Genomic DNA, 14,008 nt, shown 5'->3' on the forward strand with positions numbered 1-14,008 from the left:
CGCCGAGGGCAGATAACCGTGTGCGGGTCATCCCACGGTGTGCCAGGGTGGCCGCATGGCCACTCCTTACGACAGCCCTCAGCCTGTTCTTAACGCCACTACGAGTCACGGCGAGCACCTTACGTTGCGACCGGCCGAGGCGCGAGACGCGGATGCGATCCAAAAGGCCTGCTCAGACCCCGAGACGGTCCGCTGGACCACGGTCCCGCTCGGCTACGACGCCGAGATGGCCGCCGGGTTCGTCACCGAGTACGCGCCGGGCTGGTGGCAGCGGCGCCAGGGCGCCTGCTGGGTCGTCGCCGACGCCGAGGGGTCGTACGTCGGGCAGCTCGACCTGCGTGTGGGCAAGGACCCCGAGGTCGCCGACGTGGGCTTCATCACGGCACCGTACGCTCGCGGGCGCGGTTACATGCCCGCCGCCCTGCGCGCTGCCGCCGAGTACGGTCTGCGCGAGCTGGGCCTGGCCCGGGTCGAGTGGAAGGCCCACGTCGGCAACGACGGCTCCCGCCGCGTCGCGGAGAAGGCGGGCTTCGTGTTCGAAGGGGTGCAGCGCGGCGGGTGCGCGCACCGGGGCGAGCGGCGCGACTGCTGGATCGCGGCGCTGATACAGGAGGACCTGGCATGAACGAGACGATCGTCGACGGCGGTGCGGTGCGGCTGCGCCCGTGGGCAGAGCGTGACGTCGAAGAGGTTTCCCGGGCGTGCGGCGACCCGGAGATCGCCCGGTACCTGCCGCTGCTGCCCTCGCCGTACACGGCCGGGGACGCGCGCTGGTGGATCACGACCGGCGCCCCGGCGGCGTGGCAGGCCGACGGCGCCGCGTGGGCCGTCGTCGACCCGGCCACCGACCGGGTGCTGGGCGGCGCCGGGATGTCGCACGTCGTGGCCGGCCGTGGCCAGGCCGAGGTGGGCTACTGGGTCGCGCCGTGGGCCCGCCGCCAGGGTGTCGCCACCGCGGCGGCGCGGGCCGTGGCCGGCTGGGCCTTCCGGGAGCGCGGCCTGGTCCGGCTGGAGCTGCTCACCGCCGCCACGAACGAGGCCAGCCAGCGGGTGGCGCTGGCGGCGGGCTTCACCCGCGAGGGGGTACGCCGCGGCGCCGGCACCGACCGGTTCGGCGAGCGCGTCGACCTGACCGCGTTCGTCCGGCTCGCCGCGGACTCGGGCGACCGGGTCGCGCCCGGCCTGCCCGACTTCCCCGGCGGGCAGCTGACCGACGGCAACGCGACCATCCGCCCGATCACCGTCGCCGACGCCGACGACCTGCTCGCGCTCCACGCGCTGCCCGAGGTGGCCAAGACGAACCTGGGCCCGCGCGGCACCGCCGAGTTCATGCGCCTGCGCTGCGAGTCGACCGGCGCGGACTGGCTGGCCGGCGCCCGGGCCAACTGCGTCATCCTCGACGCCGCCACGGGGGCGTTCGCGGGTGACATCGGACTGTTCTACCAGGAGCCGTTCACCCGGCAGGCCCTGATCGGATACGGCCTGCGACCCGAGTTCCGCGGCCGGGGCCTGGCCACCAGCGCGGCCCGGCTGATCAGCGACTGGGCCCTGGAGCACGCCGGGGTGATCCGGGTGTGCGCGGGGACGTTCCCCTACAACGAGGCGTCGCGGGCGGTGCTGCGCCGGGCCGGGTTCGAGCAGGAGGCCTACATGAAGGCGAAGCTGCCGGGACCCGACGGCACCCGGATCGACGACATCCAGTTCGTCCGCATCGCCGAGCGTTTCCGCTGACCCGGACGGTGCGAAAGGGACGGTGACCCGGCCGCCCCGGCGGTGTGAGACCGCTGGAGCCGCCGGGTCACCGTTTTCAGAGGAGGGTGACCACGAGCGACGTCACCAGGCGAGGGTGAGCAGGCCGTAGTCGTAGGCCCGACGGCGGTAGACCACGCAGGGCCGGCCGCTGTCCTTGTCGTGGAACAGGTAGAAGTCGTGCCCGACGAGCTCCATCTGGTAGAGCGCGTCGTCGATCGTCATCGGCTCGCCCGAGAACTCCTTCTCCCGGACGATGTGCCAGGGCTGCTCCTCGTCGTCCATCGTTCCGACGGAGCCGTTGGAACGGGACAGCGAAGCGGTGAGGTCACCGGGGGGTTCGAAGAGCGGAAGCCCTGCGGTCGCGGCGGCGACGGAGATCGGCGCGCGGCGGCCGCGGTGCACCCGGCGGCGGTCTGCCGCCTTGCGCATCTGGCGGTCGAGACGTTCGATGGCCTGGTCGAGTGCGCTGTAGAAGTCACCGGCGGCGCCGACGGCGCGGATCACGGGACCGCGGGTGACACAGGTGATCTCAACGTGCTGGCAGGAGTCAACTTGTCGCGGGTTGCGCTCGTGGATTAGCTCGACGTCGATTTCAATGATCTTCTGGTCGTAACGCTCGATCTTCTGCAGCTTGTCGGCCACGTGCACCTTGTAGTGCTCGGGCACTTCGACATTACGACCCTTGACCTCGATGTCCACGCCTGACCTCCCACGGTCTGTCCGAAATTCCGGACGCCCCGGCGATCTGCTCCGGGGCGCACTTGCGTAAGCCCCTTCCGACGCTCGTGCCACCGTTCACCAGTGGCCCTCATCAGGTGGTTGGCTTCTGACGCTAGCCGCTGGACAGCTTCTCGTCATCCCTTGTACCAAGACTGTTTTGACGAGATTCGCCCTTTCGGTACCGCACGTCACCGAGCCGTCACCGGCAGCCGATCCCCCATTATCCGGAAATTTCGCGCACAATTCGCGGTCAGGGACGAGTCCGGCGTGTCGCGGCGAGGGTGACGCATACCTCCACCCGTACCCCCGCACGCGCCAAACATGCCGCCGCGGCCGACAAAGTTGCGCCCGTGGTGACGATGTCGTCCAGCAGCACCACCACCGACCCGGCGGCGGCCCGCCGCGCCGCGGCCACCTGGCCCGGCGCCGTGGTGAACCCGCCCAGCGCGGCCAGCGCCCGCTGCGCCGAGGTCAGCTGGGCCGAGTCCGCCTTGGGCAGGGCGCGCAGCGGCTGGGCCTGCCCGACCGGACGGCCCGCCTCCCGCAGCCGGGCGGCCGTGCCGCGCGCCAGCAGCAGCATGTGGTCGCCGTGCCGGGCCCGCGCCGCCGCGGCCGTGTCGGGCACGTGCACCAGCAGCACCGGCGACCGCGGCACCACGGCGGCGACCGCCTCGGCCAGCAGGGCGCCCAGCGGCCGGGCCAGCCGGTGCCGCCCCCGCTCCTTGTACGCCAGGATCAGCTCGCGCAGCCGCCCGTCGTAGTCGCCCAGCGTCACGCACTCGGGCAGGCCGTCCGGGGCGGGCTGCGGCCGGGTGGGCAGGGCCCGCAGCCGATCCAGCTCGACCGTGCAGCCGTCGCAGACCTCGAACCGCAGGGGCAGCCCCTCGTGCCCGCAGCCCGCGCAGGCGGCAGGCAGCACCAGGTCGCTCAGCGCGCCCCACAGGGCGGTCGCGGCGGCGCCCGCCCGTGCCCGGCGGCCCCCCGGCGGCACGGCTCAGCCCTCGAAGCAGGCGGCGGAGACGGTCGGCACCACCGGAGGGCTCGGCGAGGTCGTGGGCGAGACCGGCGTGGCCGAGGCCGCGGGCGTCGGCTCCGACGACGACACCAGGAACTGGCTCAGCGGCTCCGGGTCGCGGATGGTGTTGCCGAACACCTGGAACGCCGAGCCGTCAATGTCGAGCAGCAGGTTCAGGCCCGCCCCGGTGATCGGGTTGTCGACGTACGCCACCAGGTTCGAGATCTCGGTGTGCAGCCGGGCCGGGCTCAGCTGGGCCGAGCGCAGCACGCCGTCGACGGTGATCTCGAAGAGCAGCACCTCCTGCTCTTCGCCGAGCCCCGCGATGACCAGGTGGTCCTCCTTGGTGAAGGCCACCCCCTGCAGGTCGCTGAGCCCGGTCGGCACCAGCCTCGGCTGGCCGATCGAGAACGAGCTGAGCCGGTTGCCGTCGCGGATCAGGGCGGCGACGTACAGCTTGCCGCCGATGACCAGCGCCATCCGGCGGCCGTCGGGGGCCACCGACATCGCGGTGACCCGGCCGGGCAGCCGCTCGTCGTGCACGGGCGCGTGCGCGCCCGCGCCCTCGCCTTCCACGGCGTGGATCTTCCCGTCGACGATCACCAGGAGCTTCGACTTGCCGCGGTCCAGCCAGGTGGGCGCCGACATGCTGTCGCCCTCGAGCCCGCTGTACACGATCCGGTCGGCCGTGCCGATCCACAGCTGGTGTCGCCCGTACCGCTTGCGCACCAGCGCGACCGCCTCGGCCCGGCGGGACACCGCGGCGACCACGACGTTCTGGTTGACGTTGCCCAGCGCCAGCGGCGGCGCGGTGGCCGGGCCCGACGGCACCCGGCGCAGGCTGCCGTCGACCACCGCGTAGCGGCGGGGGCCGTCCTGGCCCGTGCTCTCCAGCACGGCGGCGTTCTTCGACAGGTAGGCCGTGCTGGTGGTGACCGGCACGCTCTCGGTGCGCAGCTGCAGCCCGCGGTTGGAGCGGTCCGGCCGCAGCGTCCACCACAGCTGCGCGGCCAGGTTGTCCAGCGCGGTCGCGTCGGAGACGCTGGCGGTCAGGTTGACCGTCACGTTGTCAGTGCTCAGCGTGATGTTGCCCCGCCGCGCGGTGCCCTCGGGCAGACGCGCCACCGCCCGGTCCAGCCACGACGACGGCCCGTTGACCAGCCATTCCAGCAGCCGGTTGCCCTGCTGCTCCGGCGGCACCGCGCGCGGCAGGTAGCGCAGGTCGGGCACGAGCGTCGAGGCGTCGCCGCTGCTGAGGAAGTAGACGGGCCGCACGTCGTAGTACCTCGGCACCGCCGTGTCGATGAGCAGCAGGTCGTTGGGCGGCTTGGTGATGACCAGGCCACCGGGGCTGGTGGTCGACTTGTCCACGTAGACCGTGTACGTCTTCTGGGTCAGCCGGGGCGGCTCGACCCGGCCGTCCGGGGTGAGCACGCCCAGGTGCTGCACGGAGAAGTTGACGCCGTTGGGCCCGTTGCGGGTCGGCTGCGAGGTGAACCGGACCAGGTTGACCTCGGTGCCCGGGCTCCACTCCTCGATCGCCCTGGGGCTGAGGTAGCTCTTGAGCACCTCCATCACCTGCGCGTGCGACGCCTGCGAGCCGTGGTCGCCGGCCGCTGCCTGGAGGAACTGCTTCACCAGGTCGCCGTGCACCTCGGTGGCGGTGCGCTTGGGCGGGGTGGCCAGGGTCGCCGGCGCCACGCCCGGTCCGGCCGTGGGGCCCAGCCGGTCGCGGACCACCTCGTCGCCGGGCCCGATGCTGCACGCGCCCAGCGCGAGCGCGGCACCCGCGCCCGTGAACAGGCCCAGCAGGCGGCGGCGGTCGAGCCCGGTCACGCCGCGGCTCCCTGCTGGCGGACCCGGTCCTCGGCACCGTCGCGCGGGGCGGGCAGGTCGGTGGGCACCAGCGGCAGCGGCGAGCCGGCGAGGCGGCCGCCGGCGCGGACCGGCAGGGTCAGCCGGAACTGGGCACCCCGGCCGGGCGCGCCCCAGGCCTCCAGCCAGCCACCGTGCAGGCGCGCGTCCTCCAGGCTGATGGACAGGCCGAGGCCGGTGCCGCCGGTCTGCCTGGCCCGCGACGGGTCGGCCCGCCAGAACCGGTTGAACACGAGCTTGTCCTCCCCCGCCTTCAGGCCCACGCCGAAGTCGCGGACGGTGATCGCGACGGCCCGGTTGTCCACCCCGAGCGTCACCACCACCGGCCTGCCCTCGGCATGGTCGAGCGCGTTGCCGACCAGGTTGCGCAGGATGCGCTCGACCCGGCGGCCGTCGATCTCGGCGATCACCGGCGGGTCGGGCGCGACCAGTTCCAGCGAGACGTTCAGGCGCTCGGCGACCGGTTCCAGCCGCTCGGTCACCCGGCGCACCACGGTGACCAGGTCCGTCGGCTCGGCGTCGAGCATGGCGAAGCCGGCGTCGAAGCGGCTGATCTCCAGCAGGTCGGTCAGCAGCTCCTCAAACCGGTCCAGCTCGCCCAGCAGCAGCTCGGCGCTGCGGGCCACGGCCGGTTCGAAGCTGTCGCGCTCGGAGTGGATCAGGTCGGCCGCCATCCGGACGGTGGTCAGCGGCGTACGCAGCTCGTGCGAGACGTCGGAGGTGAACCGGCGCTGGAGCCGCGACATCTCCTCCAGCCGCACGATCTGCCGTTGCAGGTTGGCCGCCATCTGGTTGAACGCGTCGGCCAGCAGGGCCAGCTCGTCCTCGCCCTTGACGGTCATCCGCTGGTCGAGCAGTCCGGCCGACAGGCGCTGGGCGGTGCGCGCCGCCACGCGGACCGGGCTGACCGTCGCGCGGGTGACCAGCGCGGTCACGACGCCGAGCAGCAGGACCAGCGCCGCGCCGATGTAATTGATGGTCGAGCGGATGTCGTCGGCGATGGCCATCTGGCTGTCGACCGGGAAGAGGTAGTAGAGCTGCACCGAGCCGTGCTTCCAGCGGGTCGGCACGGGTGAGCCGTACACGAGGTAGGTGCTCTGGCCGTCGTCGCCGCCGAGGTCGGCGGTGACGTACTGATGGCTGGACCCGCCCGCCATCACGTCGTCCTCGAGTTCCTTCGTGACGGCCTTGCCGACGTCGTGGCCCACCGGCCACACCAGGCCCTCGCTGGGCAGCGTCCGCGCGGGCTCGTCCTTGAAGCGCATCGCCACCACCACGCCGCTGGCGTCCGCGCGCTGCCCCGCCAGCGAGCTGAGCAGCAGGGTGATGTCTTGCTGGATCTTGGGGTCTTCCGCGGTCAGCATGATGTTCAGCTGCTCGGTCGCGTCGACGACGCCGTTGTCGAACCGCTGCTCGGCCTCGTGCTCGGCGCCCCGCAGCAGCGCGTCGTTGCTGCGCTTGGCCACCAGGTAGCCGAAGCCGCCGACCAGCACGCTGGAGGACAGCAGGGTGATGGTGACCATGCGCAGTTGCAGCGAGCGGCGCCAGGTGCGCCGCCCCTGCCGCAGCACGGGCGCCAGCTTGCGCGCGGCCGGGCGCAGCGCGGGCACCCGGGCCGCCCGGCGGACCAGGCGGCTCAGGCCGAGCACCAGCTGCCGGGCGCGGGCGCCGCGCGCGGCCGAACGGCCGTCCCCGCCGCCCTCGGCGGTGTCGGACAGCAGGTCGGGGCGGGGGGTGGGGGTGGTCACAGTGGGGACAAGATTAGCTGGTACCGGCCTTGTAGCCCACCCCGCGCACGGTCAAGATGATCTCCGGCCGCTCCGGGTCCGGCTCGATCTTGGCGCGCAGGCGCTGCACGTGCACGTTCACCAGCCGGGTGTCGGCCGAGTGGCGGTAGCCCCAGACCTGCTCCAGCAGCACCTCGCGCGTGAACACCTGGCGCGGCTTGCGGGCCAGCGCCACCAGCAGGTCGAACTCCAGCGGCGTCAGCTTCACCTCTTCGCCGTTGCGGGTCACGGTGTGCGCGGGCACGTCGATGACGATCTGGTTGTTCGGCGGCCCGATCGTGAGCAGTTCGGGGGTGACGTCCTCGCCGCGGCGCAGCCGGGCCCGCACCCGGGCCACCAGCTCCTTGGGCTTGAACGGCTTGACCACGTAGTCGTCGGCGCCGGACTCCAGCCCGAGCACCACGTCCACGGTGTCGCTCTTCGCGGTCAGCATCACGATCGGCACGCCGGACTCGGCGCGGATCGCGCGGCACACATCCAGGCCGCTCATGCCGGGCAGCATCAGGTCCAGCAGCACGACGTCCGGCCGCGCCTCGCGGAACGCGGCCAGCGCCCGCTCGCCGTCGGCGACGAAGGCCGGCACGAACCCCTCACTGCGCAGCACGATGCCGAGCATCTCCGCCAGGGCGGGATCGTCGTCCACAACGAGGACTCGGGCCCTCATCCAGTCGCTCCAGGCAGCATCGGCTCGTTCATGCCGTCCAATATTCCATCCCATCCCGCAAGACACGAACCGGCTTCGCGGATCTCGTCCGATCGGCCAGGGTAGGCACCCCGCGACCGGCTACGCCGGACGAGGGTGGGGACCACGCGACTGGCCCCGGCGTGCCAGGATGGCGGGCGCTGCCCCACCCCCACCCCCACACCCCCCGGAGCACCCCTTGGACCGCGCCGCGCCGGTCGCGCACCAGCCGCCGCACGAGCGAGCCGTGCCGCTGCGCCCGCTCACCCTCGGCGAGCTGCTGGACGCGGCGATGCAGCTGGTGCACCGCAACGCGCGCACGCTGCTGACGGCGGCCGCGGTGCTGGCCGTGCTGGAGCAGGCGGTGCTGTACCCGTCCCGGCTCGCCCTGGACTACCACCTCGCCTCCGGCCCGCCCGACCTGTTCTCCGACTACTGGCCGGTCTTCGCGCTCGGCATGGGCCTCGAAGCGATGATCATCGTGGCGCTCGGCCTGGTCACGGGCCGGGCCGTCGTCGCCGACGTCACCGGGGTGCCGGCCCGCGCGCTGGGCCGCCTCCGCGCCTCGATGATCGCCAAGACCGCGCTGGTGGCCCTGCTCGCGGGCGCCCCGGCCCTGTTCGGCGCGTTCCTGGGCCCGGTGTGGCTGGTCGGCTACCCCCTGTTCGGGCTGGCCGCCGTGGCGCTGTACGTCGAGCGGCGCAGCCCCGCCGGGGCGCTGGGCCGGGCCGCGGCCCTGGCGTTCCGGGGCGGCCTGCGCGTCACCGGCGTACGCCTGCTGGGCTGGGTGGCCTGGGCGCTGCTGCGGTTCGGCTTCTTCCTCGGCGTCATCGCCGGGGAGGACTTCCTCCCGCTGGACCACGCGGGCTACGACTGGGTGCTGCTGCCCGCGCTGGTGCTGGCCAACGCGCTGGCGTACGCCAGCCTGGCCGCGCTCGACGCCGCCCTGCTGGTCGAGTCCCGGGCCCGGGTCGAGGGCCTCGACATCTGGCTCAACCGCGCCGCGCTGCGCCGCCCGCTGACCGCCGACGCCCTGGTGGTGACGCGATGAGGTGGTGGGACGAAGCGGTCGCCGCCTGGAGCGACCACATGTCGCTCGGCCTGACCCTGCTGTGCCTGATCGTGCTGGCCGGGGTGGTCGGCCTGCTCTGGCTGACCTGGCCGGCCTGGCTGCCGAACAGGTGGAACCTGACGAAGGGCTGGGGCCGGCGGCACAAGCGGCCCAAGCGCGCGGAGCAGGCCGTCGTGGTGACCGAGGAGGAGATCGCCGCGGTCGAGGCGGCCCCGGACGAGCTGCCCGACGTCGCCCCCGCCGTCTTCGCCACGCTGGCCGACCGGCTCGCGGCCCAGGGCCGCTACGCCGAGGCGGTCCGGGAGCGGCTGCGCGCCATCGTCCGCGAGCTGGTCGACCGCGACGTGGTCGGCGCCCAGCCCGGCCTGACCGTGGCCGAACTGGCGCGCGCCGCGGGCGCGGCCCGGCCCGAACTGGCCCCGGCGGTGACGACCGCGACCGAGACCTTCTCCACCATCTGGTACGGCAGGCGCCCCGCCACCGCCGACCACGACGCGACGGTCAAGGACTGCCTCGACCGCGTCCACGAGCAGCTGCGAGGCCGGGCATGACGCCTGCGAAGAAGCGCCGCGCGCTGCGGCTGGTCCTGCCGTTCGTGCCGGTGGTGGCGCTGATCGCGGTCACGCTGACCGCGCACGCGGTCGAGCAGACCGACCCGGCCGAGCCGGCGTACCTCGCGCCGACCTCGCCCGGTGCGACGGGCGGCCGCGACCTGGCCGAGCTGCTGCGCCAGCGCGGCGTCGCGGTCCTCACCGAGACCCGCACCGGCGACGCGCTGCGGCACATGGACCGGATCGGCAGCGACGTCACGCTGTTCGTCCCGGCCCCGCGCTACGTGCACCCCGACTACCGCAAGGTCGTCGACCTGGCGCCGGACGGGGCCACCGTGGTCCTGGTCGAGCCGGGTTCGGAGCTGGCCGACTTCGTGCCGCCGCTCGGCGTGCTCGACCGCCGCTGGGCCACCGCGGTGACCGGGCCGGGTCCGGGCTGCACGCTGACCTCGGCCGGACCGGCGGCGGTGACGCGCACCCGGTTCCTCAAGCACAAGTACAGCCGCGAGGAGCCGGTGTTCTGCTACGACGACGGCCTGGCCCAGCTGCGCTACAACGACGTCGAGTTCATCGCCGTGGGCAGCGACGAGCCGTTCCGGGCCGACCGGCTGGCCGAGCACGACAACAGCCGCCTGGCCGCCGACCTGCTCAGCCGCCACAAGACGCTGATCTGGCTCGACCTGCACGCCCCCGAGGCCGCGCCGCCGGACGAGCCCGTCGTGGTGGTGACGGCCAGCCCGGCGCCCGGAGCCTCCCCAGCGCCGCCCGGCACCGTGTACCAGCGCCCGAACGACGAGCCCGGCGCCGAGGCTGACGACGACGGCGACCCGGACCCGGGCTCGTTGCCGGACATTCCGCCGCCGCCCAGCCCGTTCCCCGACTGGACGTTCTGGACCGTGCTGCTGCTCCTGCTCGCCGGGCTGCTGCTGGCGCTGGCCAAGGGCCGGCGGCTGGGCGCCCCGGCGGTCGAACCGCTGCCGGTCGAGGTGCGCGGCGCCGAGACGGCGCTCGGCCGAGGCCGCCTCTACCAGCGCGCCCGCGCCCGCGGCCCGGCGCTGGAGACGCTGCGCACCGGCGCCCGCACCCGGCTGCGCGCCGCACTGGGCCTGCCCCCGACCGCCGACCGGGAGCAGCTGGCCGACGCGCTGGAGGCGCGCCTGCCCGGCCGCCGCGCCCAGCTCGACGACCTGCTGTACGGCCCCGAACCGAGCTCCGACGCCGAGCTGCACGCCCGCGCCGCCGAACTGAAGACGCTGGTCGACACCGTGACCGGCACCCGCATCAACGAAGGAGAGCACCGGTGACCGAGCCGCTGACGTTCGAACCCGCCGACCCGGCCCGCGAGGCGCTCGGCCGCCTGCGCACCGAGGTCGCCAAGGCCGTGGTGGGCCAGGACGGCGTGGTGGCCGGGCTGGTCATCGCCCTGCTGTGCCGGGGGCACGTGCTGCTGGAGGGCCCGCCCGGCGTGGCCAAGACGCTGCTCGTGCGCACCCTGGCCGCGTCGCTGAAGCTGGACATGAAGCGGGTCCAGTTCACCCCCGACCTGATGCCCGGCGACGTCACCGGGTCGGTCATCTACGACCCGCGGACCACCGAGTTCCAGTTCCGGCCGGGCCCGGTCTTCACGAACCTGCTGCTGGCCGACGAGATCAACCGTACGCCGCCGAAGACCCAGTCGTCGCTGCTGGAGGTCATGGAGGAGCGCCAGGTCTCCGCCGACGGCGTGACCCGGCCGCTGCCCGACCCGTTCCTGGTCGCCGCGACCCAGAACCCGGTCGAGCACGAGGGCACCTACCCGCTGCCCGAGGCGCAGGTGGACCGGTTCCTGCTGAAGCTGACCGTGCCGCTGCCCACCCGCGACGAGGAGCTGGGCGTGCTGCGCGCCCACCACGGCGGATTCGACCCGCGCGACCTGAAGGCGGTCGGCGTCCAGGCCGTGGCCGGGGCCGCCGAGCTGGCCGCCGCCCGCGAGGCGGTCGGCCGCATCACCGTCGCCGACGGCGTCATGGCGTACATCGTGGACGTCTGCCGGGCGACGCGGGCCATGCCCTCGGTCGAGCTCGGCGCCTCCCCGCGCGGGGCCACCTCGCTGCTGGCCACGTCGAAGGCGTGGGCGTGGCTGGCCGGGCGCGACCACGTCACGCCCGACGACGTGAAGATCATGGCGCGGCCGACGCTGCGGCACCGGCTGCGGCTGACCCCGGAGGCGGAGCTGGAGGGCGTCACCGCCGACGCGGTGCTCGACTCCGTGCTGGCGACCGTCCCGACGCCCCGCTGATGCCCACCGCACGCACCGCCGCACTGGCGGCCGCGGGCTGCGTCGCGGTCATCGCCGGGTCGATCCTGGGCGTGTACCCGCAGGCCGTGTTCGGCGCGGTGGTGGCCCTGCTCGCCGCGCTGGTGGCCGTCGACCGGTCCCGGGCCGTGGACCCGAGGCGGCTGACCCTGGCCCGCAGCGGCGCGCGCACCGTCCGGCTCGGCGAGTCCACCCAGGTCGCGCTGTCGGTGCGCAACCCGACCGGCACCGGCGGGCGGCTGCGGGTCCGCGACGCGTGGACGCCCTCGGCGGGCGCCGCGGACGAGCCGTACGAGCTGAGCCTGCCCGCAGGCGCCACGGCCCTGCTGCCCACGGTGCTCACCCCCACCCGGCGCGGCGACCGGCCCGCCGGGCGGGTGACCGTCCGCAGCCTCGGCCCGTGGGGGCTGGCGTTCCGGCAGGCCGATCACGACGTGGCGTGGACGCTGCGGGTGCTGCCCCGGTTCGCCTCGCGCAAGCACCTGCCGGAGAAGCTGTCGCGCCTGCGCACCGTCGAGGGCAGCACCGCGATCCGGGGCCGGGGCCAGGGCAGCGAGTTCGACGTGCTGCGCGAGTACGTCCCCGGCGACGACGTCCGCTCCATCGACTGGCGGGCCACCGCCCGCCGCGGCGACGTCATGCTGCGCACCTGGCGCCCCGAGCGGTCGCGCCGGGTGGTCTGCGTGCTCGACACCGGCCGCACCAGCGCGGTGCGCGTCGGCGACGAGCCGCGCCTGGACGCGGCGATGGACGCGGCGCTGCTGCTGGCCGCCGTGGCCCGCGAAGCCGGTGACCAGGTCGACCTCATCGCCGCCGACCACCGGGTCCGCACCGTGGTCACCGCCGTGCAGGGCCGGTCGCTGCTGCCGCGCCTGATCGAGGCCGTCGCGCCGCTTCATCCCGCGATGGTCGAGACCGACTTCGAGCTGATCACCAGCGAGGTGCTGCGCCGCGAGCGCAAGCGCAGCCTGGTGGTGGTGTTCACCGCGCTGGAGCCGGGAGCGCTGGGCGAGGGCCTGCTCCCGGTGCTGCCGAGGCTCGCGGCCCGGCACCGGGTGCTGGTCGCGGCCGTGCACGACCATGCGCTCACCGAACTGGCCGCCCGGCCGCTGGACGTGCCCAACGACGTCTACACCGCGGCCGCCGGGGCGCGGGCGCTGGCCGACCGCGAGCGCATCGCGGGCGCGCTCAGCCGCAACGGCGTCACCGTGCTGGACTTCCCGGCCGACGTGTTCGCCAGCCGGGTCACCGACGCCTACCTCGACCTCAAGGCCTCAGGAAAGCTCTGACCGCTCGGGTGCGGCGGCCTCGCGCCGCTGCGCCCGGGCGCCGAGGACGAAGACGTACGCCAGGAACGCCAGCCACACCGTGAGGCCGATCGCGTCGCGCACCAGCAGCGGCAGCGCGGACGGGGTCACGAACGACTCCAGGAACCCGGCCACCGCGAGCAGGCCGACCAGCCCCACCGCGCCGACCATGCTCTGGACCGCGGTGACCGCCAGCGACTGCGCCCGGCCCATCCCCGGCAGCGGCACGATCCACGACCAGCCCAGCCGCAGCCCGATCCCGGCCGAGACGAAGATGCAGGTCAGCTCCAGCAGGCCGTGCGGGGCGATCAGCCCGAAGAACTGCCCGGCGCCGCCGTGGCCGATCATGAGCCCGCCGGTGAGGCCGAGGTTGAGCGCGTTCTGCCACAGCAGGTAGAAGACCGGCAGGATGGTTATCCCCGAGACCAGGCACTGCACCGAGATCCAGGCGTTGTTCGTCCACACCAGGGCGCCGAAGACATGCGAGTCGTACTCGCTGTAGTAGTCGGCGAACTCGTGGTCGACCAGGGCCCGGATGTCGCTGTCGCTCAGCCCGAACGCCCCGGCCACGCCGGGGTCCTCGATGACCCAGACGGCCAGCACCGCCGAGACGGCCAGGAAGACCAGCGCGGACGTGATCCACCAGCGGCGGGCGACGTACAGGCTCAGCGGGAGGCTGTGGGTGAAGAAGCGGGGGACGCTGCGCCAGTCGAACGCGGCGGGCCCGGTGATCGCCGCACGGGCCGCCAGGGTCAGCCGGGACAGCTCGGCCACCAGGGAGGGGTCCGGAGTGCGGCTGCGCACCACGGACAGGTGCGTGGCGACCCGCTGGTACAGCACGACCAGTTCGTCGGCCTCGGCGGCGCTCAGCCGCCTGCGGCGGCTCAGCGTGTCCAGCCGGCGCCACTCGCCCCGGTGCTCGGCGACGTACGCGTCCAGGTCCACTGCTCG

Annotated in this window: 13 protein-coding genes; 7 read left to right on the forward strand and 6 right to left on the reverse strand. The window is 74.0% G+C overall.

The window, feature by feature from the left end; translation table 11 throughout:
• Window positions 1–55: 55 nt before the first annotated feature.
• Window positions 56–625, forward strand: coding sequence for a GNAT family N-acetyltransferase (locus Cs7R123_RS15290; RefSeq protein WP_212827138.1), 570 nt, complete (start codon window positions 56–58; stop codon window positions 623–625).
• Window positions 622–1,731 (forward strand): GNAT family N-acetyltransferase, encoded by a 1,110-nt coding sequence (locus Cs7R123_RS15295; RefSeq protein ID WP_212827140.1) that lies wholly within the window; start codon window positions 622–624, stop codon window positions 1,729–1,731. The genes Cs7R123_RS15290 and Cs7R123_RS15295 overlap by 4 nt, the downstream gene beginning before the upstream one ends.
• Before the next feature lie 102 nt (window positions 1,732–1,833).
• Here the strand turns inward: Cs7R123_RS15295 and hpf are convergent, their stop codons facing one another.
• The 5 genes from hpf to mtrA form a co-directional block, all read right to left on the reverse strand.
• Window positions 1,834–2,451, reverse strand: a complete 618-nt coding sequence (hpf, locus tag Cs7R123_RS15300; protein ID WP_212827142.1) for a ribosome hibernation-promoting factor, HPF/YfiA family — start codon at window positions 2,449–2,451, stop codon at window positions 1,834–1,836.
• Window positions 2,452–2,722: 271 nt separating this feature from the next.
• Window positions 2,723–3,463 (reverse strand): ComF family protein, encoded by a 741-nt coding sequence (locus Cs7R123_RS15305; protein WP_244871842.1) that lies wholly within the window; start codon window positions 3,461–3,463, stop codon window positions 2,723–2,725.
• Between the two features lie 3 nt (window positions 3,464–3,466).
• On the reverse strand, window positions 3,467–5,323 hold the full coding sequence (locus Cs7R123_RS15310) for an LpqB family beta-propeller domain-containing protein (RefSeq protein ID WP_212827144.1): 1,857 nt from the start codon (window positions 5,321–5,323) through the stop codon (window positions 3,467–3,469).
• Window positions 5,320–6,885: an MtrAB system histidine kinase MtrB gene (mtrB, locus tag Cs7R123_RS15315; protein WP_212829192.1), complete on the reverse strand. Its 1,566-nt coding sequence runs from the start codon at window positions 6,883–6,885 to the stop codon at window positions 5,320–5,322. Before mtrB ends, Cs7R123_RS15310 begins: the two co-directional genes overlap by 4 nt.
• A 238-nt stretch (window positions 6,886–7,123) precedes the next feature.
• Complete coding sequence (gene mtrA, locus Cs7R123_RS15320) at window positions 7,124–7,813, reverse strand: MtrAB system response regulator MtrA (protein WP_212827146.1); 690 nt, start codon at window positions 7,811–7,813, stop codon at window positions 7,124–7,126.
• A gap of 217 nt (window positions 7,814–8,030) precedes the next feature.
• Between mtrA and Cs7R123_RS15325 the strand changes: the two genes are divergently transcribed.
• The 5 genes from Cs7R123_RS15325 to Cs7R123_RS15345 are packed head-to-tail and all read left to right on the forward strand — an operon-like array spanning window position 8,031 to window position 13,039.
• Window positions 8,031–8,882 carry a hypothetical protein gene (locus Cs7R123_RS15325; protein ID WP_212827148.1) on the forward strand — a complete coding sequence of 284 codons (852 nt, stop codon included), beginning with the start codon at window positions 8,031–8,033 and terminating at the stop codon, window positions 8,880–8,882.
• Window positions 8,879–9,454, forward strand: a complete 576-nt coding sequence (locus Cs7R123_RS15330; RefSeq protein ID WP_212827150.1) for a DUF4129 domain-containing protein — start codon at window positions 8,879–8,881, stop codon at window positions 9,452–9,454. The genes Cs7R123_RS15325 and Cs7R123_RS15330 overlap by 4 nt, the downstream gene beginning before the upstream one ends.
• Complete coding sequence (locus tag Cs7R123_RS15335) at window positions 9,451–10,758, forward strand: DUF4350 domain-containing protein (RefSeq protein ID WP_212827152.1); 1,308 nt, start codon at window positions 9,451–9,453, stop codon at window positions 10,756–10,758. The genes Cs7R123_RS15330 and Cs7R123_RS15335 overlap by 4 nt, the downstream gene beginning before the upstream one ends.
• Window positions 10,755–11,732, forward strand: coding sequence for a MoxR family ATPase (locus tag Cs7R123_RS15340; protein WP_244871843.1), 978 nt, complete (start codon window positions 10,755–10,757; stop codon window positions 11,730–11,732). The genes Cs7R123_RS15335 and Cs7R123_RS15340 overlap by 4 nt, the downstream gene beginning before the upstream one ends.
• Window positions 11,732–13,039, forward strand: coding sequence for a DUF58 domain-containing protein (locus tag Cs7R123_RS15345; protein ID WP_212827154.1), 1,308 nt, complete (start codon window positions 11,732–11,734; stop codon window positions 13,037–13,039). Before Cs7R123_RS15340 ends, Cs7R123_RS15345 begins: the two co-directional genes overlap by 1 nt.
• Here Cs7R123_RS15345 and Cs7R123_RS15350 read toward each other — a convergent pair.
• Window positions 13,025–14,002 carry a stage II sporulation protein M gene (locus tag Cs7R123_RS15350; protein WP_212827156.1) on the reverse strand — a complete coding sequence of 326 codons (978 nt, stop codon included), beginning with the start codon at window positions 14,000–14,002 and terminating at the stop codon, window positions 13,025–13,027. The two genes, Cs7R123_RS15345 and Cs7R123_RS15350, sit on opposite strands and share 15 nt — an antisense overlap.
• Between the last annotated feature and the right edge of the window lie 6 nt (window positions 14,003–14,008).

The organism is Catellatospora sp. TT07R-123 (assembly GCF_018327705.1).
Classification (GTDB): domain Bacteria; phylum Actinomycetota; class Actinomycetes; order Mycobacteriales; family Micromonosporaceae; genus Catellatospora.

What these genes read in the sequence shown, in the direction of transcription:
- Cs7R123_RS15290 (WP_212827138.1), top strand. Translation starts at nt 56, where the DNA reads ATGGCCACTCCTTACGACAGCCCTCAGCCTGTTCTTAACGCCACTACG.
- Cs7R123_RS15295 (WP_212827140.1), top strand. Translation starts at nt 622, where the DNA reads ATGAACGAGACGATCGTCGACGGCGGTGCGGTGCGGCTGCGCCCGTGG.
- mtrB (WP_212829192.1), bottom strand. Translation starts at nt 6,885, where the DNA reads ATGGTCACCATCACCCTGCTGTCCTCCAGCGTGCTGGTCGGCGGCTTC.
- mtrA (WP_212827146.1), bottom strand. Translation starts at nt 7,813, where the DNA reads ATGAGGGCCCGAGTCCTCGTTGTGGACGACGATCCCGCCCTGGCGGAG.
- Cs7R123_RS15330 (WP_212827150.1), top strand. Translation starts at nt 8,879, where the DNA reads ATGAGGTGGTGGGACGAAGCGGTCGCCGCCTGGAGCGACCACATGTCG.
- Cs7R123_RS15335 (WP_212827152.1), top strand. Translation starts at nt 9,451, where the DNA reads ATGACGCCTGCGAAGAAGCGCCGCGCGCTGCGGCTGGTCCTGCCGTTC.
- Cs7R123_RS15345 (WP_212827154.1), top strand. Translation starts at nt 11,732, where the DNA reads ATGCCCACCGCACGCACCGCCGCACTGGCGGCCGCGGGCTGCGTCGCG.